Origin of the sequence: Variovorax sp. V116, from assembly GCF_041154435.1 — a bacterium.
In the GTDB taxonomy this organism is placed as follows: Bacteria; Pseudomonadota; Gammaproteobacteria; order Burkholderiales; family Burkholderiaceae_C; genus Variovorax; species Variovorax paradoxus.
On record NZ_AP028662.1, the window covers coordinates 1,010,935 to 1,031,625 of the forward strand.

General features: G+C 67.3%; 21 protein-coding genes. 4 read left to right on the forward strand and 17 right to left on the reverse strand.

All coding sequences use genetic code 11. The annotated features are described in order from the left end of the window. Nucleotides 1–77 precede the first annotated feature (77 nt). Entirely contained in the window at nucleotides 78–239 is a 162-nt protein-coding gene (locus tag ACAM58_RS30795; RefSeq protein WP_155736607.1) for a hypothetical protein, read from the forward strand. 75 nt (nucleotides 240–314) lie between these two features. Here the strand turns inward: ACAM58_RS30795 and ACAM58_RS30800 are convergent, their stop codons facing one another. The 12 genes from ACAM58_RS30800 to ACAM58_RS30855 form a co-directional block, all read right to left on the reverse strand. Continuing rightward, on the reverse strand, nucleotides 315–542 hold the full coding sequence (locus tag ACAM58_RS30800) for a hypothetical protein (RefSeq protein WP_244883678.1): 228 nt from the start codon (nucleotides 540–542) through the stop codon (nucleotides 315–317). A gap of 119 nt (nucleotides 543–661) precedes the next feature. Beyond that, the gene (locus tag ACAM58_RS30805; protein WP_155736606.1) at nucleotides 662–1,276 is read right to left on the reverse strand and encodes a hypothetical protein; all 615 of its coding nucleotides are present in this window, start codon (nucleotides 1,274–1,276) and stop codon (nucleotides 662–664) included. Nucleotides 1,277–1,333: 57 nt separating this feature from the next. Beyond that, nucleotides 1,334–1,603 carry a hypothetical protein gene (locus ACAM58_RS30810; RefSeq protein ID WP_062365274.1) on the reverse strand — a complete coding sequence of 90 codons (270 nt, stop codon included), beginning with the start codon at nucleotides 1,601–1,603 and terminating at the stop codon, nucleotides 1,334–1,336. Between the two features lie 202 nt (nucleotides 1,604–1,805). Then, entirely contained in the window at nucleotides 1,806–2,714 is a 909-nt protein-coding gene (locus ACAM58_RS30815) for a beta-1,6-N-acetylglucosaminyltransferase (protein WP_062365273.1), read from the reverse strand. A gap of 199 nt (nucleotides 2,715–2,913) precedes the next feature. Further along, nucleotides 2,914–4,344, reverse strand: coding sequence for an aldehyde dehydrogenase family protein (locus tag ACAM58_RS30820; protein WP_062365272.1), 1,431 nt, complete (start codon nucleotides 4,342–4,344; stop codon nucleotides 2,914–2,916). 13 nt (nucleotides 4,345–4,357) lie between these two features. Continuing rightward, nucleotides 4,358–5,380, reverse strand: a complete 1,023-nt coding sequence (locus ACAM58_RS30825; protein WP_018906938.1) for an alpha/beta fold hydrolase — start codon at nucleotides 5,378–5,380, stop codon at nucleotides 4,358–4,360. 140 nt (nucleotides 5,381–5,520) lie between these two features. After that, nucleotides 5,521–6,558 carry a Gfo/Idh/MocA family protein gene (locus ACAM58_RS30830; protein ID WP_062365271.1) on the reverse strand — a complete coding sequence of 346 codons (1,038 nt, stop codon included), beginning with the start codon at nucleotides 6,556–6,558 and terminating at the stop codon, nucleotides 5,521–5,523. Continuing rightward, on the reverse strand, nucleotides 6,555–7,673 hold the full coding sequence (locus ACAM58_RS30835; protein WP_062365270.1) for an ABC transporter ATP-binding protein: 1,119 nt from the start codon (nucleotides 7,671–7,673) through the stop codon (nucleotides 6,555–6,557). The genes ACAM58_RS30830 and ACAM58_RS30835 overlap by 4 nt, the downstream gene beginning before the upstream one ends. 52 nt (nucleotides 7,674–7,725) lie before the next feature. Next, entirely contained in the window at nucleotides 7,726–8,616 is an 891-nt protein-coding gene (locus ACAM58_RS30840) for a carbohydrate ABC transporter permease (RefSeq protein ID WP_015866290.1), read from the reverse strand. A 4-nt stretch (nucleotides 8,617–8,620) separates the two neighbouring features. After that, nucleotides 8,621–9,583 (reverse strand): carbohydrate ABC transporter permease, encoded by a 963-nt coding sequence (locus tag ACAM58_RS30845; RefSeq protein WP_015866289.1) that lies wholly within the window; start codon nucleotides 9,581–9,583, stop codon nucleotides 8,621–8,623. 25 nt (nucleotides 9,584–9,608) lie between these two features. After that, nucleotides 9,609–10,940 carry an ABC transporter substrate-binding protein gene (locus ACAM58_RS30850; RefSeq protein ID WP_369664633.1) on the reverse strand — a complete coding sequence of 444 codons (1,332 nt, stop codon included), beginning with the start codon at nucleotides 10,938–10,940 and terminating at the stop codon, nucleotides 9,609–9,611. A 65-nt stretch (nucleotides 10,941–11,005) separates the two neighbouring features. Then, nucleotides 11,006–11,926 (reverse strand): dihydrodipicolinate synthase family protein, encoded by a 921-nt coding sequence (locus ACAM58_RS30855; RefSeq protein ID WP_015866287.1) that lies wholly within the window; start codon nucleotides 11,924–11,926, stop codon nucleotides 11,006–11,008. Between the two features lie 168 nt (nucleotides 11,927–12,094). Here ACAM58_RS30855 and ACAM58_RS30860 point away from each other — a divergent pair, with 168 nt between their 5' ends. After that, on the forward strand, nucleotides 12,095–12,973 hold the full coding sequence (locus ACAM58_RS30860) for a LysR family transcriptional regulator (protein ID WP_041945825.1): 879 nt from the start codon (nucleotides 12,095–12,097) through the stop codon (nucleotides 12,971–12,973). Here the strand turns inward: ACAM58_RS30860 and ACAM58_RS30865 are convergent. From ACAM58_RS30865 to ACAM58_RS30885, 5 genes are all read right to left on the reverse strand, one after another. Next, nucleotides 12,961–13,833: an amidohydrolase gene (locus tag ACAM58_RS30865; RefSeq protein ID WP_015866285.1), complete on the reverse strand. Its 873-nt coding sequence runs from the start codon at nucleotides 13,831–13,833 to the stop codon at nucleotides 12,961–12,963. The genes ACAM58_RS30860 and ACAM58_RS30865 overlap by 13 nt on opposite strands. A 1-nt stretch (nucleotide 13,834) precedes the next feature. Next, entirely contained in the window at nucleotides 13,835–15,589 is a 1,755-nt protein-coding gene (locus tag ACAM58_RS30870; RefSeq protein ID WP_015866284.1) for an IlvD/Edd family dehydratase, read from the reverse strand. 40 nt (nucleotides 15,590–15,629) lie between these two features. Then, entirely contained in the window at nucleotides 15,630–16,628 is a 999-nt protein-coding gene (locus ACAM58_RS30875) for a tripartite tricarboxylate transporter substrate binding protein (protein ID WP_062365269.1), read from the reverse strand. 199 nt (nucleotides 16,629–16,827) lie between these two features. Further along, on the reverse strand, nucleotides 16,828–17,640 hold the full coding sequence (locus ACAM58_RS30880; RefSeq protein ID WP_369664634.1) for a class I SAM-dependent methyltransferase: 813 nt from the start codon (nucleotides 17,638–17,640) through the stop codon (nucleotides 16,828–16,830). Between the two features lie 104 nt (nucleotides 17,641–17,744). Next, entirely contained in the window at nucleotides 17,745–18,509 is a 765-nt protein-coding gene (locus ACAM58_RS30885) for an IclR family transcriptional regulator (protein WP_015866281.1), read from the reverse strand. Between the two features lie 186 nt (nucleotides 18,510–18,695). On the opposite strand from ACAM58_RS30885, the gene ACAM58_RS30890 reads away from it, so the two are divergent. Both ACAM58_RS30890 and ACAM58_RS30895 read left to right on the forward strand, forming a co-directional pair. Then, nucleotides 18,696–19,688 (forward strand): tripartite tricarboxylate transporter substrate binding protein, encoded by a 993-nt coding sequence (locus ACAM58_RS30890; RefSeq protein WP_015866280.1) that lies wholly within the window; start codon nucleotides 18,696–18,698, stop codon nucleotides 19,686–19,688. Between the two features lie 14 nt (nucleotides 19,689–19,702). Beyond that, a complete protein-coding gene (locus ACAM58_RS30895) occupies nucleotides 19,703–20,674 on the forward strand; it encodes a D-2-hydroxyacid dehydrogenase family protein (protein ID WP_015866279.1) in 972 nt (323 codons plus the stop codon). Nucleotides 20,675–20,691 lie beyond the last annotated feature (17 nt).

The window sequence follows — 20,691 nt, forward strand, 5'->3', positions numbered from 1 at the left end:
CTGAACCCGCAAGGCCCCACCGCCGCCTGGACGTCGACCTCGAAGCGCTTGATGAACTCAGGCGAGTCGTTGAGCGCGTGGCCGAAACCTTGCTGCGGATCGCTAAAGTGGAGGTGTTCAAGCCGCCCTTCACGCTGCCGGGGTTCGCCGTCAAGCAGCACTGGCACGAGCGGTATCAGCAGGACCCTTCCAACAGGTGGCTGAGGTCGGTGATTGCCGATCTCTTTCTGGAGCGTTAGCGCGGGAGCACCGGCTGTGACGCTCAGGCGCGTGCGGAAATCGCAAGTGAGTCGTCGGGATGATTGCTTTCGCCGTCACCTGCCGCCGGCCTTGCCCACCTTTTTGCCCACATCGCACACTCTCTCGCGCAAGCCATCGAAATGGGCCGCGTCTACCACTGCGACGGGCGCCGAGAGGCCTCCTTGGAGCAGCAGACTACGCAGCTGGAGCCGCTGCTGGTCCTTTCGGATGATCTCGTGCACATCCTCACTGCTTGTGCCGTGGCCGCATTCGAACATTTGCTCGTCCACGAACGACTTCATGGCTTCCGGCAGGGATACGTCATGGTGCTCATGGGAGAAGTTTATGCTGTTTGCAAGCAGGTCTCGTCCAGGTGGATTCATTTCTGCAGAGTCCATCTACCCCGCCGCAGCAAGACGGATCACATGCCCTGCAGCTCGAGCCACTCCCAGGGCTTGTAGGCCCACTCGTATTTTTCGCACGCATAGGACACCAGGATGCCGACGGCTTCCTCGGCGCTGACCGGCTCGGCCGCGCGGTAGTGCGCCCCGGGAGTGACCAGCTGATGCTCCAGATGAAAGCCCTCGGCGTCGGCGAACACCTGCATGTAGGTTCCGCCGCGCCGCTCAACGATTGCGAACGCCGACGGGCTGTCCTGCAGCAATGGAATCCAGTGGCGGATGTTGGCTTCGTTCGCCGGCTCGGCCACACCGAGCTCGGGGCACTCCAGCATGGGCTCCTGGTATTCCGCACCGATGTCGAAAAGAAGATGTTCCTGTGCGGTGGGCGCACCGTTCCTGAAGATGGCGATCAGGAAGCAATCGCGGATGTCGAGGGGCACATGGACCAGCAATGCATCCTGCGCCTGCGAGCGGCGGGCAAAGACCTGCGCCAATGGCGGAGCCGTCCATGCCTTCAATTGCAGGGGGCCGCGAAGGCTGTGCGCAAGCGCCATGGCGCCTTGCTTGACCGCATCGCTTCCGGCGTGATCCTCGGTGCCTCCGTGGAGCAGGTCGATGTATTCGTGGAGTTGCATGAGCCTCGAGGAAGGCGGCGCCGGTTTGCGAGAAAAGAACATCCGATGCAGTTCCTGTCACTGTTTGAGCGATGCCCGGCGGGCCAGCCATGGCTTGACGATGGCGTACCACGCGCAGAGCGGCCAGAGCACCACAGCCGAAGCCGCGGCGAGAAGCAGCATGTCGATCAGGAGCTCGGCGCCTGGCACGTAGCAATCCGGTGTGGCGGGGCACCCGATTGCGCGGCGGTAGCTTTCGTGGAAACGGTATTGCACAACCGGCAGGGCCGCTGCCACGGCCCACCACAGCACGCGCAGAACGCTGCGCAGCAGTTCCAACCATCTCATGGCAAGTGCTCTACTGCAGCCACCGCAGATTGGCCCAGAAGCTGTCGCCAAACCGAGTGGCGCAGAAACCGCAGGCGGCGACGGCGAGCGCCGCGTGGTTCGATCTTCATGCGCTGCCCTCCTGCGGCCGGACGACCGCTCCCGGCTCGTATTCTGCCTTCGGGACCGACGAGGATCGCCGGGCCGAAGCCGGCGCCCACGGCTAGGCCGCCTCCTCGCCCGCTTCCGCAACCAGGTTGTGATTGCCGTTGCGGTCCAGCCTGTCGCACAGATCGCTGGAGACGCCGCTGCCAACCTTGCGCACGAACCACATGCCCGACGCGACGATCTCCTCGTAGTCCGACGTGTGGAACCACCGCGACAGCGAGGGATCGATCAGGTGCAGGTTCGCCGCGTCCCAGACGCCGCTTCCGCTGACGGGCTCCACGGTGTGCTGCAGCGGGGAGTTTGCAAGCAGCGTATGAAAGTAGATTTCGTCGGGCGCCTTGGAGAACCGAAGGAATCGCTTCACGGACGTTTCATGCGGATACGACACGAGGTAGCTCACGGCTTCAGGGGTCAGCGCCCACCATTGGGAACCGAAGTGCCACTGCGCAAAGAGCGGGAACGACCGGCGCCCGAGCTTGCCGACGAATTGCAGAAGGCCGCGCGACAGCCGCACCAGGGTGAATTTCCGTCCATCCACGGGAAGGTCCTGGTAGAACCAGAAGTGGCGGACTCGCTCATGCAGTTTGCGCGTGCTTGCCAGCGGAATCATCTTGATGAAGTTCGTGTCGACATGCAGCTGCGAGAAGGTGCGGAATTCTTCCAGCGGGCGCAAGGGATAGCAGTTGCCCGAAAGCAGCATGAAATGGCTCACCTGCGACACCTCGCATTCCGCGAGCGCGGTGCGCATGAGCTTCAGGGTGGCATCGACCTGGGAGATGGCGCCCCAGCGCACATCGACACGGTCCTTCACGTAACTTACGCGCGGATCGTCGATCCGGAACGCGGAAAGCTCGGCCTTGGCATCGACATGGACAATGCAGCGGCCGACCGAAACCAGCCGCCGCAGCAAGCGCTTTGCCTGCTGTGGATCCGCATGAACAAGCAAAAGGAATACCGGGCTCATGTCACGATGGCAGTACGTCTGATCGGCTGCTGCCTGACCTGGCGAATGGCCCTGGAGAGTTCTCTCAAAGCCGCAGCGGCCAGCAGCTATCGTACGACAAGCGCCCGGTCGAGCGCATCGGATGGGTACCCAGGTGGCGGCCTGGCCATGTCGGCATCGGCAACAGCCAGCACGCGGCCCGCCACCGGCACCCACCTTTTCACGCAATGCCGTCCGCGGCGGCAATGGTCTTTGGCTCCAGGAAAGCCTCCATGCCGAAGACACCGAACTCCCTGCCGACGCCCGACTGCTTGACGCCGCCAAAGGGCGCGGCCAGCTCGGGCGCGATGCGATTGACCAGCACGGTGCCGGCCCGCAGCCGCGAGGCCACGCGCAGGGCACGCTGCGCGTCGGACGAGAAGACGTAGGCCTGCAAGCCGTACGGCGAGTCGTTCGCGATGCCGATGGCTTCGTCCTCATCGCCATAGCCGATCATCGAGAGCACCGGCCCGAAGATCTCCTCGCGCGCAATGTCCATGTCGTTGCGCACCTCTGCGAACACGGTAGGCCGCACGAACCAGCCCCGCTCGAAACCGTCCGGCCGGCCCTCGCCGCCGGCCACGAGGGTGGCGCCCTGCGCCAGGCCGCGGCGGATGAAGTGCTGCACGCGATCGAACTGCGCCTGGCTCGCGAGCGGTCCGACCGCGGTGGCAGGATCGCGCGGATCGCCCACGCGCAGGGCGGCCGCCGCCGCTCGCACCTGTTCAATGGCGGCTTTCATGTGCACGCGCGGGATCAGCAGGCGCGTGCCCGCCACGCAGGCCTGGCCGTTGTTCATGAAGGCGGCGTTCAGTGCCAGGGGCAGCGTGGCGGCCAGGTCGGCGTCGTCCAGCACCAGGGTGGCCGACTTGCCCGAGAGCGCGAGGCTCACGCGCTTCATGGTGTCGACGCCCGCGCGCGCAATGAGCTTTCCGGTCTGCGTGGAGCCGGTGAACGAGATCTTCGCGATGCCCGCACTGGTGGCGATCTCGTCGCCCACATCGCTGCCGCGCCCGAGCAGCACATTGAAGACGCCAGGCGGCAGGCCCGCGTCGTGCAGCGCCTCGGTCACGGCCTGCGCCTGCAGCGGGCCCAGCTCGCTCGGCTTGACGACCGAGGCGCAGCCCGCGGCAATGGCCGAAGCCAGCTTGCTGCAGATGCTTCCGGCGGCGGCGTTCCAGGGCGCAATGAGGCCGGCGACGCCGACCGGTTCCATCACCACGGTGGCCTCGCCCAGGCGGCGCTCGAAGGCGTAGTCCCGCAGCGCCTGCGCCGTGGTGGCGAAGCATTGCGAGGCGTAGTTGCTGACCCACTGCGAGCGGGCCAGCGGGCCGCCGTACTCCTCGATGGTGGCTTCGCGGATCCGGTCGGTGCGTGCCAGCACCGCGGCCTCGAGGCGCCGGAGCATGTCGATGCGCTGCGCCCTGGTGCTTCGCGCGAGCGCCGGCTGGGCGCGGTTCGCCGCGGCAATGGCGCGCTTCGCATCCTCGCGGTTCGCCAACGTCACCGTGCCGATGGCCCGCTCGGTCGCGGGGTTGCAGATCTCCAGCCGCTCGCTGCCCTGCACGGGCACGAAGGCGCCATCGATGTAGGCCTGGTCGATGTTCCACATGGGGTCCGCCGCCTCAGCCGCGCGCCACGTCGAGCACCGCCTTGGCAAAGGCCTCGGGCGCTTCCTGCGGCAGGTTGTGGCCGATGCCGCCGCTGACCAGCCGGTGCTCGTAGGTTCCCGAGAACTTCTTCGCGTAGGTGCCGGGCTCCGGATGCGGTGCGCCGTTGGCGTCGCCTTCGAGCGTGATGGTCGGCACGCCGATCACCGGCGCCTTGGCCAGCCGGTCCTCGAGCGCCTGGTACTTGGCCTCGCCGTCGGCCAGGCCCAGGCGCCAGCGGTAGTTGTGGACCGTAATGGCCACGTGGTCGGGGTTCTCGAAGGCCACGGCGCTGCGCTCGAAGGTGGCCGCATCGAAGTTCCACTTCGGCGAGGCCAGCTGCCAGATGAGCTTGGCGAAGTCGTGGCGGTTCTTCTCGTAGCCCAGGCGGCCGCGCTCGGTCGCAAAGTAGTACTGGTACCACCACTGCAGCTCGGCCGCGGGCGGCAGCGGGGCCTTGCCGGCCTGCTGGCTGCCGATGAGATAGCCGCTGACCGACACCAGCGCCTTCACGCGCTCCGGCCACAGCGCGGCCATGATGCAGGCCGTGCGCGCGCCCCAGTCGCAGCCGGCCACGGTGGCGGCCTTGATCTTCAGCGCGTCCATCAGCGCGATGATGTCCACGGCGACCACCGACTGCTGCCCGTTGCGCGGCGTGCGGGCCGACAGGAAGCGGGTGCTGCCGTAGCCGCGCAGGTACGGCACGATCACGCGAAAGCCCGCGGCCGCAAGCTGCGGGGCGACGTCGACGAACATGTGGATGTCGTAGGGCCAGCCGTGAAGAAGAATCACGGGGGCGCCGTCGGCCGGGCCGGCCTCGTAGTAGCCGATGTTGAGCGAGCCCGCGTCGATGCTCTTGAGCGGCTCGAGGCGCCGGAGGCTCGGCGTACCCGCGGACTGGGCGAAGGCGGGAACGATCGGGGCCAGCTGGGCGGCGGCCATGCCGAGCGCCGCCTTGGCAAGGAAGGAACGGCGGGGCAGCAGGGGAAAAGCGGTCATCGGGGGCTCCATGGTTGCGAAGTGATGGAGCCATTGTTCGGCGCACCGGCAGCCCTGCGACCGGCTTGCGTATCCCTCTGTATCTGGGCCGGGTGCGCCAACAATAAATTTCAATTGCGGGCGCGCGGCCGGGTGCCGATTCAGGCCCCGATCCGCGGCGTCCGTTCCAGGAAGGCTTCGCTCGCAGTTTCCCCTTGCCGATACACCGCCTCGACCAGCGCCAGCGTGCGCAGGTTGTCGGCCGGCTCGGTCTCGAAGGCGCGGCCATTGCGTACGCTGTCGACAAAATGCGCGATCGTTGCCGCGTAGGAGGCGAGATAGCACGCGGGCAGGTCGTAGCGCAGCTCAGCAGGCTGTGCACCCAGGCAGCGCAGCGTGTCGTCCTCGAGCTCGATGGTCCCCTTGGTGCCGACCAGGGTCAGCCGGTCGGCCTGGGCCGGCGCGCGGCCGTGCACCGACAGGTTGGCCAGCAGCGCCACCGGGGCCTGCAACGTGGTCTCGAAGGACAGGAAGGCCCGGTCCTCGCCGCGCATCACCGGGCTCGCGCGCCCGAGCCGCGCATGCACCAGCGTCAGTTCGCCCAGCAGAAAGCGCAACGTGTCGATGTGGTGGATCAGTATCTCCATCACCAGTGCGCGCTCCAGACCCGCGATGAAGGGCTGGCGCTCGAGCGCAGGCAGCCTGCCGGCCTCGTCGGGCAGCAGGCCGGAGGTCATCAAGGTCATGCTCGCCTGGACCACGTCTCCGATGCGGCCCTCCGCGAGCCATCCCGCGAGGTCGCGGTAACAGCGACGGAAGCGCCAGTTCTCGTGGACCATGAGCCGGCACCTGGGCGCCACTTCGTCGGCCAGTGCACGGGCTTCGGCGAGCGTGGGAGCCAGGGGCTTCTGGCACAGCACGGCCAGGCCACGCTCTGCCGCGGCGCGCACGATGGCCGCATGGAATTCGCGCGGCGCCGCCACGTCGACCGCATCAAGAGGCATCGCGTCAAGCATCTCCTGCGCGCTCGCAAAGACCCGGGCGATGCCGAACTCGCGTGCACGCGCCTCGGCGTTGGCGATGTTCGGGTCGGCGATGGCCACGACCACGGCCTGCCTTTCGAGCGCCCGCCAACCCGCAAGATGGTGCGAGCTGACCCAACCTGCGCCGACCAGGCCCACGCGCAAGGGCTTCGTCATGGCGCGCCCACGTCGGCGGCGGGGATCGCCTTCTCCGTGAAGGCATCGAACAGATAAAGCGCCTCGTCCGGAATGGTCAGGCCCACGCGATCGCCGATGCTGCTTTTCACATCGCGGTGCAGGCGGGCCATGACATCGCCGGCATCGCCCTCCAGCGAGACCATGAGGAGCGTCTCCGCACCCAGCGGCTCGATGGCCGAGACCACGCCCCGCAGCGTGCCGACGCCCTCGCGGGCCTCGTGCAATTGCAGTTCCTCGGGCCGCACGCCAACCAGCAGTTCACTCGCCGGAGGCAGCGCGGCGCGGGCCCAGCGGGCCAGTGGAAGTTCGCTCCCGCCCAGTGCCGCGACAGCAGAGGACGGGCCCTGCACGATGCGCGCCTTCAGGATGTTCATCGGCGGGTTGCCGAGAAAACGGGCGACGAAGGCATCGGCCGGCGCGCGGTAGACGTCCAGCGGCTTGCCGACCTGGGCCACCTTGCCCTTGTTCATGACGCAGATCCGCTGGCCCATGGTCATGGCCTCGACCTGGTCATGCGTCACATAGATCATGGTCGCGCCCAGCCGGCGGTGCAGCCGCACCAGCTCGTTGCGTGTGTTCACCCGCAGCGCCGCGTCGAGGTTCGACAGCGGCTCGTCGAACAGGAAGACCTTGGGCTCGCGCACGATCGCGCGGCCGAGCGCCACGCGCTGCCGCTGCCCACCCGACAGCGCCGCGGGCTTACGCGCCAGCAGCTCGTTCAGGCCCAGGATGCCGGCGGCCGACTTCACGCGTGCGGCAATCTGCTGGCTATCCACCTTGCGCCTTCGAAGTCCGAACGACAGGTTGTCGGCCACCGTCATGTGCGGATAGAGCGCATAGGACTGGAACACCATGGCAATGTCGCGGTCCTTGGCGGGCACCTCGTTGACCTTGCGCGTGTCGATGGCCAGCGAGCCTTCGCTGATCGCCTCCAGCCCCGCGATCATGCGCAGCGTGGTCGACTTCCCGCAGCCCGAGGGGCCGAGCAGGACCATGAATTCGCCGTCCTGCACGGACAGCGACACGTCGTCGACGGCGGGCTGCGCCGTGCCCTTGTAGCGCTTGAAGATGTTTTCGAGATGGACTGCTGCCACGGTTTGTGCCCCGGTCGTTGGAATTGGGAAGAGAAGAAGAAAGGCCCGGCGCTCACTTGACGGCGCCGGCCGTCATGCCCTGAATGAGCTTCTCGGAGAAGAAGGCGTACAGCACCACCACCGGAATGACCGCGATCATCATGCCGGTGGCGATCATCCCGATGTCCTGGAAGTAGTCCCCCATGTACGCACGGATGCCGATGGGGAGCGTGCGCGAGCCTTGGTCGCTCAGCAGCACCACCGCGAACAGGAACTCGTTCCAGAGCTGGATGAAGTTCAGGATGATGGTGGTCGCGATGGCCGGCATTCCCACCGGCAGCACGATGCGCCAGAAGATCTCGAAGTCGGAATACCCGTCCATCTTGGCGGCGTCGAAGAGGTCCTGCGGAATGCGGGCGAAGAAGCCTTCGAGCAGGTACACCGTCAACGGCAACTGCAGGCTCACGTACACGATCATCAGGCCGAGCCGCGAGTTGTAGAGCTCGTACTCCACCAGCACCTGGAACAGCGAGATCAGGATGATCTGCGGCGGGAAGACGATCGAGCTGAACAGGATGAAGTAGACCAGCCGGTTGCCGCGGAAGTTGTAGCGCGCCAGGCAATGCGCCGCCGCCGCGCCCAGCAGCGTGACGATGGCTACCGCGGAAACGACGATGAGCGAGCTGTTCCAGAAGTACTGCGCAAAGTTCGAATCCACCCATGCGATGCGGAACTTCTCCCAATGAAAGGTTTCGGGCCATGCGAAGTGGTTGGCGCTGATCTCGGAGGTCGTGCGCACCGACATCGTCCCGATCCACAGAAAAGGCAGCGCGGAGTAGAGCGTGTACAGCACCACGGCGGCCATGAGCCCGCCGTTGCGCAGCATGCGCGAAAGCGCGGCCGTCAGCGGTTCGCGATGATCCACCGCGGCGGGTGGTTTCAGGGTGGTGGAAGCCGAGGTCATGAAATCAGTACTCCATGCGCTCGCGGCGACGGAACAGCAGGTTGAAGAAGACGACGAAGCCGACCACCACGAAGAACCACACCACGGCAATCGCCGAGGGATAGCCGAGGTCGAAGGTGTTCCAGTTGAAGGCCCGCTTGTACACATAGGTCGACACCGTTTCGGTTGACCACACCGGGCCGCCCTCGGTCATGATCCAGACCAGGTCGAAGACTTTCATCTTGCCGATGAAGGCAAGGATGTAGAGGTTGAGCAAGGTCGGCCAGAGCATGGGCACGATGATGTCGGTGAGCTTGTGCCACCAGCCGCAGTTGTCGAGCTCGGCGGCCTCGAGCACCTCCGACGGCAGCGAATGCAGCGCGGCCAGGCAAACGACCATGTTGAAGCCTGCCCACTTCCAGGCATGGGTCACGATCAGCGAGCCTAGCGCGAACCGCGGGTCGCCCAGCCAGGCCTGCGCCCAGCTCTCGAGCCCCATGGCGCGCAGCATGCCGTTCACGACGCCCCAGTCGTAGTTGTAGATCCAGACCCACATGATCCCCACCACCACATAGGACAGCAGCACGGGCGTGAACCACGCCACGCGCAGGAAGCGCGAGAACGGCACGCCGGCGTACAGGCACAGCGCAAGCAGCAGCCCGACCACCACGTCGAGGATGGGTCCGATGACCGACCAGGCGGCGGTGTTGCGCACCGCCGCCCAGAAAGTCCTGTCCTTGAAGACCTCGGCATAGTGGGCCCAGCCGACGAACTCCGACGAGGCCAGGTCGGCCACGTTGAAGAAGCTGTTGTAGAAGGTGCGCAGCACCGGATAGGCCGTCAAGGCCGCATACACGAGCAATGCCGGCGCGAGGAACAGCATCACGGTGGGCAGCGAAGCGCGCCGGGAGTCGGCCTCCGGCGCCGAAAGCCAGGAGGCGAGCGTGCGGCGCATCGCCGCTGCGACGCCGGAAGAAGGATCTGTCATGTCGAATCGCTCCGAGCCTGCCGGATCAGCCCGAGGCCTTGCATGCCGCATCCATCTGCGCGGCGGCGTCGTTCACGCTCACCAGGCCACCGGGGAAGGCCCGGTTGAGCACCTGCGCGAAGGTGTCGCCGCACTTGCCGCTCATGTAGTGCAGCGGCGTCCCGATGAAGTACCTGGCGCCGGCCCCGCGCTCCTGCAGTTCCTTGAAGTACGGTGCATAGATGCTGGTGATGCGGGACGGGTCGGTCCTGACGCCCGTCTGCAGCAGCACGCTCTCCATCCACTTGTTGCCGTTCTCCACGGTGGCGAGCGACGAGAGCATCTTGCCCGCGCATTCCTTGTTCTTGCTCCGCGAATACATCACGTAGCTGCCGCCGACCGCCAGCGTCTTGCATTCGGGGCACTTGCTGCCGTCCATCGCCGGGTACTTCATCAGGCCGAGCGCAAAGTCCTTGGGCTGCCCGCCCTGCTCCGGTGCCACGAAGGCGCGCCCGGTGTACCAGCTTGCGATCGGGAACATCAGCGCGCCCGGGTTGGTGTGGAAGTAGTAGTGCGACTCGCCCAGCTTCATCGTGGCCATGCTCCTGGGGAACATGCCGGCATCGACCAGCTGCTTGACCCAGGTCATGGCCTCGATCACGCGCGGGTCCTGGAACGGCAGCTTGCCGGTCAGGAGCTTCTCGTAGTCTTCGGTGCCCAGCTTGCGCAACAGGATCTCCTGCAGGAAGTAGGCACCCGGGTAGGGCCGGTCGCCCACGCCCGTGGCTGTCGGCGTGATGCCGGCGGCGACCGAGCGCTTGACCATGTCGGCGAACTGGGCCTGCGTCATCTGCATGCCGGCCGGCGGCGTCACGCCGATCTTCTTCATCAGGTCGCGGTTGTAGTAAAGCTCGACCGAGTAGGCCTCCTGCGGCATGGCGTAGACCTTGCCGTTCCAGGTCCATGCGCGCTTGGCCCAGTCCTCGAGGTTGGCCAGGTCGATGTACTTGTCGAGCGGCTCGAGGTAGCCGCTCTTGGCGAATGCGATCTCGTCGGGCTCCAGCCAGAAGATGTCCGGTGCCTGGCCGGTGCGCACGGAGGTTTTCACGGACGTGTAGAGGTCCGCCTTCTGAACGAACTGCAGATTGACCTTGCACTGCGGCGTAGCCGCCTCGAACTGCTTCACCCGCTCTTCGATGAAGCTGCGCTTCGAAACCTCGTCGGGCCAGTGGCTCCACATCGTGAGCGTCTGCTGCTGCTGCGCCATGGCAGGCGCGCCGATCAATGCGAGCACGGTGCCGGCCAGGGCCAGCGCTGCCGCGCTTCGTCGGGCGCTGCAAAGGCCTGGCCAGGCCGCGGGAAGAGAAAAATGCGTCATGTGTGTCTCCTTTTTTGTATGAATCCGAATCGGGCATCGAGGCGGTCTTCGCCGCCGCAGTGGACTCAGGCGCGCGGATAGCCCGGCATGCTGAAGTCGATGGCCTGAAGCTGCGCGTCGATTGCATCGCGCGTCGAGCTGTCCAGGGGCGCGAGCGGCGGGCGCACCATGCGCCATGGCGCATCGTTGGCGTACGTGGCCAGCGCATGCTTCATGGCGGGGATCATGTAGCCGCCCTGGAACACCTTGCGGACCGCATCGGCCCTGGCCTGCAGTTCGGGAGCGTCTGCACCCTGCCATCCCGCATAGACCCGGTGGATTCCCGCGGGATTCATGTTCACCGTTGCGCTGATGCAGCCGGCGCCACCGAGCGGCATCGCCATTGAGAGCAGCGACTCGCTGGCGGGAAACACGTCGAAGCCATCGGCGGCGAAGTTGTCGATCATGGCCTTGGTGTTCGCCCAGTCCCCCGAGGAGTCCTTCGCGCCGGCGATCACCGTCGGATAGCGCTTGCGAAGCCGCTCGATCAGGCCCAGGGTGATCGGAACGTGGCTGAACTGCGGGATGTGATACAGGTAGATCGGCGCACAGCCGGGCCCCACTCGTTCGATGATCTCGGCGTAGTAGGCGAACACGCCGTCGTCGGACACGCCCTTGAAGAAGAACGGCGGCAGCGTCAGCAGGCCGGCTGCGCCGAGTTCGGACGCATGCCGCGAAAGCTCGACCGCGTCGGGGAGCGCGCAGGCGCCGGTCCCCGGCATCAGCTTCGCCGCGGGAATGCCCGCTTCCACCAGTGCTTCGGTCAACGACTTGCGCTCGGCCACGCTGATCGAGGCGGCCTCGGAGTTGGTGCCGAAGATGGCCAGGCCCGCGTTGTTGCCGACGAGCCATTCGCAGTGCGCGATGAAGCGTTCGACATCGGGCGCCAGGCTGCCGGTGAAGGGTGTCAGGACGGGCGCAATCACGCCGCGTAGTCTGGTGGTCATGCTGTGATGTCTTCCGAAGGTGGCACCGATCGACGGATTCGAAGCGGGCCCTTATTGCTTGTGCGGGCCGAGTTTGAAAGCGCGGGCCCTTCGGAAGAAGCGATGGCGGCACCGTCAGAGCAAAATAATTTTTTGTTCCGGTTCATCCGCAAAGTTACATTCCTTCGCATGGACACCCGCTACCTGCAGAGCTTTGTTGCCGTCGTCGAGCTGGGATCGATGGCCGAAGCGGCACGCCATCTGGACCTGACGCCTGCGGCCATTGCGGCGCGCGTCAAGGCGCTGGAGGAAGAGATGGGGCTCTCCCTGGTGCAGCGGGCGGGGCGCTCCGTTCGCCCCACCGCAGCCGGCCTGAAGATGCTCGACCGGGCGCGCACCGTGCTGAGGGAAATCCGCGACCTGCGGGCCGCCGCCGGCGACGGCTTCGCGCTCGGCGAATTGAAGCTCGGCGTGTTCGGCTCGGCGCTGACGGGCGTGCTGCCGCCCCTGCTCAAGCGCCTCTACGATCGGTACCCGGACCTGTCGGTGTTCGTCGCTCCCGGGAATTCCGTCGAGCTCTGCCGCCAGGTGACCCTCGGCGCGCTGGATGCCGCCATCGTCGTCGAGCCCCAGTTCGCCGTGGGGAAAGGCTGCGCATGGCACGCGCTGCTGGAGGAAGGGCTCGTGGTGGTGGCGCCCGCAGGCCTGGCGGACCGCACTGCCCACCAGTTGCTGGAGACCGAACCCTTCATTCGCTACGACCGCTCCGTGCTGGGTGGCCAGCTTGCCGATCGCTATCTTCGCGACAACGGCCTGGTCGTGAAGCAGCGGCTCGAGATCGACAACCTGATGGCGATCGCCGCCCTCGTCGGGCAGGGCCTGGGCGTGGCGCTGCTGCCGGACTGGTCGCCCATGTGGCACGTCGGCTACGGCATCGTGCCGGTCCCGCTGCCCTCGCGCGCGCCCGTGCGGCGCGTGGGCCTGGTGTGGGCCACGCACGGCCCACGCGCTGCCTTGTCGCAGGCGCTGCTGCACGAAGCGCAGGCCATGTACGCTCAGGAAAACTGATACAGCCTGGCCGGGTTGTCGACCAGGATCGACTTGCGCGCGGCCTCGCTCGGCACCGCATCGGCAAAAGCATCGAGCAAGGCCGCATCGTTCGGGATCTTGTGCGGCTGCTCCGTCGGATGCGGCCAATCGCTTCCCCAGAGCACATGCTCCGGCGCTTCGCGCGCGTAGGCGGCGGCCACCGCCACGGCATCCGCATAGCCCGGCGCGCCCACCGCCGATTCGTTGTAGAACCCGGACAGCTTGACACAGGCCCTGCCCTGCTGGAGCAGGCCGCGAACCATCAGGAAGGCCGGGTGCTGTGTCGCGTTCGGTTGAGGCACGCGCGCCAGGTGGTCGAACACCACGGGGACCGGCAGGTCCGCCCAGATCGCACGCGCCTCCAGCAGAAAGGCCGCGGGCGCGTTGACCTGGACATGCCAGCCCATCGGCGCGATCCGCGCGGCCAGCGGCTTCACCATGGCCAACGTGGTCGCACCCGGCGGTGCGAGATTGAACCGGATGCCGCAAACGCCCGCGCTGTGCAGTTCGCGCAGCTGGGCATCCGTCACGTCGGTGTCCACCACGGCCACGCCGCGCGCTTTTTCGCCGAACTGCGCGATCGACTCGAGCAGCAGGCGGTTGTCGGTCCCGTAGCTCGACGGCTGGACGATCACATTGCGCGTCGTGCCGATGCGCTTCTGCAAGGCCTGGTAGTCGGCGATCGATGCATCGCCAGGCCGCAGTGCCGCGCCCCGCGCGAACGGGTAGCGTGCATCGTAGATGTGGTGATGGCAGTCGCAGGCATCGGCTGGAACGCGCGTGTTCGGCGGCTCCGCGCCTTCGGACCACCTCACCGCATCGGCAGGCCGGCGGTCCATGCTAGCGCGGCACCTTGCCGACCATCCGGGCCGCTCGCAGAAAATCGAAGTCCACGCCCAGGTCGGCCTGCGTCACCGTCTGCAGGAACAGCTTGCGGTAGCCGCGCTCGGCGGTCGGTACGGCGACCGGGGACTCCTGCGCGCGCCGGGCGAGTTCTTCCGCGGAGACCAGCAATGCGATCTCGCGGCGCTCGACGCTCAAGCGGATGCGGTCGCCATTGCGGACATGGGCCAGTGGACCGCCGGCCGCGGATTCGGGCGTGACATGAAGCACGATGGTGCCGAACGCCGTACCGCTCATGCGGCCGTCGGAGATCCGCACGATGTCCTTGACGCCGGCGCGGGCCAGCTTGCGCGGGATCGGAATGTAGCCGGCCTCGGGCATGCCCGGCGCGCCCTTGGGGCCGATGTTCTTGAGCACGAGCACGTCCTGCGCCGTGACATCGAGCTCCTCGCTGTCGATGCGGTGGACCAGGTCCTCGATGTTCTCGAACACCACGACCCGTCCTTCGTGTTCCATGAGCTTCGGGTCCGCGGCGGACTGCTTGATGATGGCGCCGCCCGGGGCGAGATTGCCTCGCAGCACGGCAATGCCGCCTTGGGGATAGATCGGGTTGCCGATCGACCGCACCACCGTCTGCTGAAAGCCCGGGCCCGCCCGCTCCATCTCCTCGCCGAGCGTGCGGCCGCTGACGGTCATGGCGCCAAGGTGCAGCAGCGGCTTCAGTTCGCGCAGCAGGGTCGCCATCCCGCCCGCATGATGGAAATCCTCCATGTACCACTGGCCCGATGGCTTCAGGTCGAGCAGCACCGGCGTTTCCCGCCCCATGCGATCGAGCGCGGCCAGATCGATCTCCAGCCCCATGCGCCCGGCGATCGCCGCGAGGTGCACGATGCCGTTGGTCGAGCCCCCGATCGCCAACAGCACCCGCATCGCGTTCTCGAAGGCCTCGGGCGTCAACACCTTGTCGATCGTCAGGCCGGTGCGCGCCATCTGTACCGCCTGGGCGCCGGTCTGCTCGGCGATGCGGATGCGGTCCGCCGTCACGGCGGGCGGCGATGCACCGCCCGGCACGGTCATGCCCAGCGCCTCGGCAATGCACGCCATGGTGCTGGCCGTTCCCATCACCGAGCAGGTGCCCACGCTCGCGACCAGCTGGTTGTTCACGTCGGCGATTTCCTCCGCATCGATCTCGCCGGCGCGGTACTTGCCCCAATAGCGCCGGCAGTCGGTGCAGGCGCCCACCCGTTCGCCGCGATGGCCGCCCGTGAGCATCGAGCCCGTGATCAGCTGGATCGAGGCAATGCCGGCCGAAGCCGCGCCCATCAGCTGGGCCGGCACGGTCTTGTCGCAGCCGCCGATCAGCACCACGGCGTCCATGGGCTGGGCGCGCACCATCTCCTCGGTGTCCATCGACATGAGGTTGCGCAGGTACATGCTGGTCGGCGCGGCAAAGCTCTCGTGGATCGAGATCGTCGGGAAGTCCATCGGCAGCCCCCCTGCCAGCATCACGCCGCGCTTGACGGCCTCGACCAGCTGCGGTGCGTTGCCATGGCAGGGGTTGTAGGCGCTCCCCGTGTTGGAGATGCCGATCACCGGACGGTCGAGCGCCGCGTCGGTGAAGCCCGCGCCCTTGATGAAGGCCTTGCGCAGGAAGAGCGAGAAGCCCTGGTCGCCGTAGCTGGTGAGGCCCTTGCGCATGCCGGATCCGTCGGCTGCATCGTCGGGCTCGAAAGGAGATTTCTCGTCGGTCATGCTTGCGTTACCTTTGTTCTGTGCATCGGGACTGCTGGCCTCATTCGTCCGCCTTGATGTGGGCCGTGGTGATCAGTTTCTCCCAGCGGGCCACCTCGAGCTCGATGCGCTTTGCCGTTTGCGCCGGCGTCGTCGGCTCTGCCACATAGACGCCCTGCTTGAGCAGCATGTCCTTGACCTCGGGCGATCGAACCAGCCCGGCCAATGCTTCGTTCAGCCGCGCAACGATGGCCTCGGGCGTGCCGGCGGGAGCGAGCACGCCGAAAGTCGATGCGATGTCCAGCGCCGGCATCCCGGCTTCGACCGCGGACGGCACCTCCGGGAGCATCGAGATGCGCTCGGGCATCGTTACCGCCAGCGCACGCAGCTTGCCCGAGACGATGAACGGCAGCGCCGCGGGCACCGTCTCGACCATCATGTTCACCTGCCCGCCCACCAGATCCGTCATCGCGGGACCGCTGCCCTTGTAGGCGATGTGCGTCATGCTGATCTTCGCATCGCTGCGGATGATCTCGGCGGCCAGGCGCTGCGGCGCGCCCGCGCCCGACGACGCGTAGTTCAGCTTTTCGGGGTTGGCCTTGCCATAGGCGACCAGTTCCTTGAGGTCTTTCACCGCAAGCCTGGGGTTCACGACCACCACCAGCGGCACCGACCCCACCACCATGACGGGCGCGAAGTCCTTGGTGATGCTGTAGCGGATCTTTCCCTTCTCCAGCGTGGCCATGGTTGCATGGGAGGTGAGCGCACCCATCAACAAGGTGTAGCCGTCCGGCGCAGACCTGGCAGCGGCTTCGGCGCCCACGTTGCCGCCGGCGCCGCCCCGGTTGTCGACGACCACCTGCTGTCCCAGCTGCTCGCCCAGTTTGAGCGCGATGATCCGGCCGATCACGTCGGTCGCGCCGCCCGGCGGATACGGCACGATCAGCTTGATGGGCTTGTCGGGGTAGGCCGCGAAGGCACTCGCGGCGCTGATGGACAGGACGGCCGAGGCACCGGCCTTGAAGATCAGGCGGCGCAGCCGCGAAGTCGTGGGGGGCATGGTCTGTCTCCGGGCAAGGGGCGAGCGGATCGCCGGTGCGAGCGGGCGATGTCCGGACGCGTTTTTGTTGCCGCTAGTGTTGCCAACGCCCTCGCCGCGTTGAAGCGCCGCCCGCATGGACAGACCATAAAAAGATTTTTGTCTGCTCTCGAGCGGGGCCAATTGCCCGCGCCGATCGCAGACGCCTGCTGGGCCCGCGCTATCCCGCCGCCACGATCACATGCGCCTGGATCTTGCCTTCCACCGGCCCTTCGCCATGGCGGCTGGCGATCGCCTCCGTCGCGCGGTCCGTCGCGCGCTGAAGCAGGCTGGCGTCGCGCGCCTCGATCTCGTTGCGCAGCGGCGTTCCCTGGCAGTAGGCCGTGGCCACTTCGCGCGCCGAGGGCGAGCGGCTGCGCTTCTCACGCGTCTGGATTGCGATGTCGGCGAATCCTGCGCGGCTCAGATCCTCGCGGATCAGCGCCACATCGTGATAGCCGTGCGGCGTGCGGGCAAGGAACCGCGGCGGATCGTGCGGAAACACCGCGGCGACGGCCTGGGTGACCTCGTCGGCAAAGGCGTTCTCCTCGATGCGGTCCCAGACATTGAAGACGAATCGCCCGCCCGGCTTCAGCACGCGGCGCGCCTCGGCGTAGCCGGCACTGCGGTCGGGAAAGAACATGGCGCCGAACTGGCAGCAAACGACGTCGAACGAGGCATCGTCGAACGGCAGGTGAAGCGCATCCGCCTGCCGCCACTCGATGCGGCTGTCGGCACCCTGCCGGCTGGCGGCGTAGTCGAGCATGGGCTGGTTGAGATCGGTCACCACGTAGCGTGCACCGGCCCCCAGCTTTGGCGCCAGCGCCCGCGTGACCACGCCGCTGCCGGCCGCCGTCTCGAGCACCGCGCCGGGCGAGAAGGTCGCGACACGCTCCGCCATGTCGGCGGCATAGGCCTCGAAGATCAGCGGGACCATCAGCGTGTCGTAGAACTTCGGGATCGAACCCGAGAACACCTTGTCGCTCTCAGCCATGAGATCTCCTTGAAGTTCCGGATGGTGGCCTGGCCATGGTGGACCTGCACGCCAGCCCCGTCAACGCCGTCCTACAGGCTTCTCGCCATCATCTGGCGAATGGCCTACGCCAGACTGCCGCCGCGCGCGATGAATTCGCGGGTGATCTGCTCGCCGAGCGCCAGCAGCGGCGCACCCAGTTCGAGCGCCACCTCGTTCGCCGGATCGCTGGTGGACAGGCTCGCATTGAGCACGTGCACGGGCTCGTTCGGAAGCGCCAGCGGCATGGCCAGCGCAACGATCTCGGGCTGCCACGAGGCCACGCACCAGCCGCGGCGGCGCACGCTCTCGATGGCCCTGTCGATCTCCCTGCGAAGCCGCGGCCAATTGCTGCGGCGCGCCTCGAACTCCTTCGCCAGTTCGGCGCGCCGCGCCGGCGGCGCCGTTGCCAGCCAGGCACGGCCGAGCGAGGTGAGCTCGATCGGCACGCGCTGTCCGCTCACCACGCTGCGCAGCGACGCCTTCTTGTTGTAGCGGATCGATTCGAGGTACAGCATCTCGGAACGGTCGGCGACCGCGAGCCCGACGTTGATGCGCAGTTTCTCGGCCAGCGCCCGCATCCGCGGGGCAGCCACCTGCAGCACGGTGGAGCCGGTGCGCATGGCATGCGCGAAGCTCAGCACCGGCGCCGCGAGCCGGTAGGCGCGCGCGCGCCGGTCGTGCTCGAGCAGTCCCGCGCCGACCAGCGTCTGCGTCAGGCGGCTCACGGTGGCTGGCGCCAGGCCGGTGCGCTCCGCGAGCTCACCGTTGCCCAGCAGCGTGGAGCCGGGCCGGAAGGCACGCAGGATCTCGATTCCGCGTTCGAGCGAACGGTTGGATGGGGTGGGCATTCGGTGTCTCCTTGCGGCAGCCCTCCAATTCCACGCAGTGGAAGAAGGCAGGTGCGCTGGCGGAGTATGCGTCCTAAGCTCGGACACACCGGCAAGCGGGAAAGAGAGACATACATCCGTGCGCAGCGCCGACGGCATGGCCGTGCTCGCCCCTTGATCCGGTGCATGACAAAAAATGGAGACACCATGAACCTCAATCGCATGTCGCGCCGAGGCTTCCACGCCGCTGCGGGCGCCGGCCTTGCGCTCGCGGCCCTGAGCCCGCTCGCAAGCGCGCAGTCCGCCTTTCCGTCGAAGCCGATCCGCATCGTCGTGCCCTTTGCGGCCGGCGGCCCGACCGACCTGATGGCGCGCGCCATCGCCAAGAACATGGCCCCCGGCCTCGGCCAGCCCGTGATCGTCGACAACAAGCCCGGCGGTGGCGGCGTGATCGGCATGAGCGAGATCGCGCGCGGCCCGGCCGACGGCTACACGATGGTCTTTCCCTCGATCCTCGCGGTCACCAATCCGGCGCTGATGCCGAACTATCCTTTCGATACGCTGCGCGACTTTGCGCCGCTCACGGTGGTGGGCTTCATTCCGCATGCGGTGGTGGTGAAGCCGGACTTCCCCGCCAGGAACCTGCAGGAGCTGGTCGAGATGGCCAAGGCCAAGCCCGGCAGCCTTTCGTACGGCTCCTCCGGCAACGGCACCTCTGCGCACCTGGGCGCCGCATTGTTCGTGCAGCGCGCCGGCATCCGCGCGGTGCATGTGCCCTACCGGGGCGCCGGCCCGGCGGTGCAGGACCTGCTGGGCGGCCAGATCCAGTTCATGTTCCTCGACATGAGTTCGGCGCTCGCGCAGATCAAGGCGGGCAAGCTGCGCGCGCTCGCGGTCGCGCCCAAGTCGCGCTTCGCCGGCCTGCCCGATGTGCCGACCGTCGCCGAGCAGGGCTATCCCGGCTTCGACGTGCATGGCTGGTACGGGCTGCTGCTGAAGGCCGGCACGCCCGCGCCGCTCATGCAGCGGCTCTATGCCGAGGTCAAGCGCTCGCTCGATGCGCAGGAAGTGCGCGAGATCTTCCAGGCCCAGGGCATCGAGCCGGGCGGCATGCCGCCGGCCGACTTCACGGCGCTGATACGCGACGACCTCGCGCTGTGGAAGCGCACGGTCGAGCAGTTGAACATCACCTTGCAATGAAGGAGCGCCGCCCGATGCGCATCGTCATCCCCGACGACTACCAGGACTGCGTCCGCACGCTCGACTGCTTCGGCAAGCTCGCTGGACACGATGTCCGCATCTTCAACGACACGGTGAAGGGCACCGATGAACTCGCGGCGCGTTTCGCGGATGCCGAGGCCATCGTGCTCACCCGCGAGCGCACGCGCATCGATGCGGCGCTGCTCGAGCGGCTGCCCCGGTTGCGTCTCATCAGCCAGACCGGCAAGCTGGCGGGCCACGTCGATCTCGCGGCCTGCACCGCCCGCGGCGTGGCGGTGGCCGAAGGCAGCGGCGCGGGTTCGGCCACTGCTGAACTGACCTGGGCACTGACGCTGGCAAGCCGCCGGCATCTGGTCGAGGAAGCCACGCGCCTGCGCCAGGGTCGGTGGCAGGGCCACCTGGGCCAGCAGCTCGGCGGCCAGCGTCTGGGCGTGTGGAGCTACGGGCGCATCGGCCGCCAGGTGGCCGCCTACGGGCGCACGTTCGGCATGAAGGTCTGGGTGTGGGGGCGCGAGGGCTCGACTGCGGCGGCACGCGCAGACGGCTTCGAAGTCGCGCCCTCGCGCGAGGCCTTCTTCGCACAGAGCGACGTGGTCAGCCTGCATGTGAGGCTCGACGAGCACACCCGGGGCATGGTCTCGGACGAAGACCTGGCCCGCATGAAGGCCAGCGCCCTGCTGGTGAACACCAGCCGCGCCGAACTGGTCGCGCCCGGTGCGCTGGAACGCGCGCTGGCGGCGGGCCGGCCGGGCTTCGCGGCCGTGGACGTGTTCGAGGAAGAGCCCGTACGCGCCGGCGAACATCCGCTCCTGCATCTGCCCAATGCGCTGTGCACGCCGCACATCGGCTATGTCGAGCGCGACAACTACGAGCGCTACTTCGGCATCGCCTTCGACCACGTCAACGCGTTTGCCGCGGGGCGCCTGAAGGACGCGCTCAACCCCTCGGTCCTGCGCCCGGGCTAGGACCTGTCTGCGAGGCG

Coding starts and splice junctions, on each gene's coding strand:
- ACAM58_RS30860 (WP_041945825.1), top strand. CDS start 12,095: ATGGACACCCGCTACCTGCAGAGCTTTGTTGCCGTCGTCGAGCTGGGA.
- ACAM58_RS30890 (WP_015866280.1), top strand. CDS start 18,696: ATGAACCTCAATCGCATGTCGCGCCGAGGCTTCCACGCCGCTGCGGGC.
- ACAM58_RS30820 (WP_062365272.1), bottom strand. CDS start 4,344: ATGTGGAACATCGACCAGGCCTACATCGATGGCGCCTTCGTGCCCGTG.
- ACAM58_RS30805 (WP_155736606.1), bottom strand. CDS start 1,276: ATGCAACTCCACGAATACATCGACCTGCTCCACGGAGGCACCGAGGAT.
- ACAM58_RS30850 (WP_369664633.1), bottom strand. CDS start 10,940: ATGACGCATTTTTCTCTTCCCGCGGCCTGGCCAGGCCTTTGCAGCGCC.
- ACAM58_RS30845 (WP_015866289.1), bottom strand. CDS start 9,583: ATGACAGATCCTTCTTCCGGCGTCGCAGCGGCGATGCGCCGCACGCTC.
- ACAM58_RS30870 (WP_015866284.1), bottom strand. CDS start 15,589: ATGACCGACGAGAAATCTCCTTTCGAGCCCGACGATGCAGCCGACGGA.
- ACAM58_RS30815 (WP_062365273.1), bottom strand. CDS start 2,714: ATGAGCCCGGTATTCCTTTTGCTTGTTCATGCGGATCCACAGCAGGCA.
- ACAM58_RS30895 (WP_015866279.1), top strand. CDS start 19,703: ATGCGCATCGTCATCCCCGACGACTACCAGGACTGCGTCCGCACGCTC.
- ACAM58_RS30855 (WP_015866287.1), bottom strand. CDS start 11,926: ATGACCACCAGACTACGCGGCGTGATTGCGCCCGTCCTGACACCCTTC.
- ACAM58_RS30865 (WP_015866285.1), bottom strand. CDS start 13,833: ATGGACCGCCGGCCTGCCGATGCGGTGAGGTGGTCCGAAGGCGCGGAG.
- ACAM58_RS30810 (WP_062365274.1), bottom strand. CDS start 1,603: ATGAGATGGTTGGAACTGCTGCGCAGCGTTCTGCGCGTGCTGTGGTGG.
- ACAM58_RS30830 (WP_062365271.1), bottom strand. CDS start 6,558: ATGACGAAGCCCTTGCGCGTGGGCCTGGTCGGCGCAGGTTGGGTCAGC.
- ACAM58_RS30880 (WP_369664634.1), bottom strand. CDS start 17,640: ATGGCTGAGAGCGACAAGGTGTTCTCGGGTTCGATCCCGAAGTTCTAC.
- ACAM58_RS30825 (WP_018906938.1), bottom strand. CDS start 5,380: ATGACCGCTTTTCCCCTGCTGCCCCGCCGTTCCTTCCTTGCCAAGGCG.
- ACAM58_RS30875 (WP_062365269.1), bottom strand. CDS start 16,628: ATGCCCCCCACGACTTCGCGGCTGCGCCGCCTGATCTTCAAGGCCGGT.
- ACAM58_RS30800 (WP_244883678.1), bottom strand. CDS start 542: ATGAAGTCGTTCGTGGACGAGCAAATGTTCGAATGCGGCCACGGCACA.
- ACAM58_RS30840 (WP_015866290.1), bottom strand. CDS start 8,616: ATGACCTCGGCTTCCACCACCCTGAAACCACCCGCCGCGGTGGATCAT.
- ACAM58_RS30885 (WP_015866281.1), bottom strand. CDS start 18,509: ATGCCCACCCCATCCAACCGTTCGCTCGAACGCGGAATCGAGATCCTG.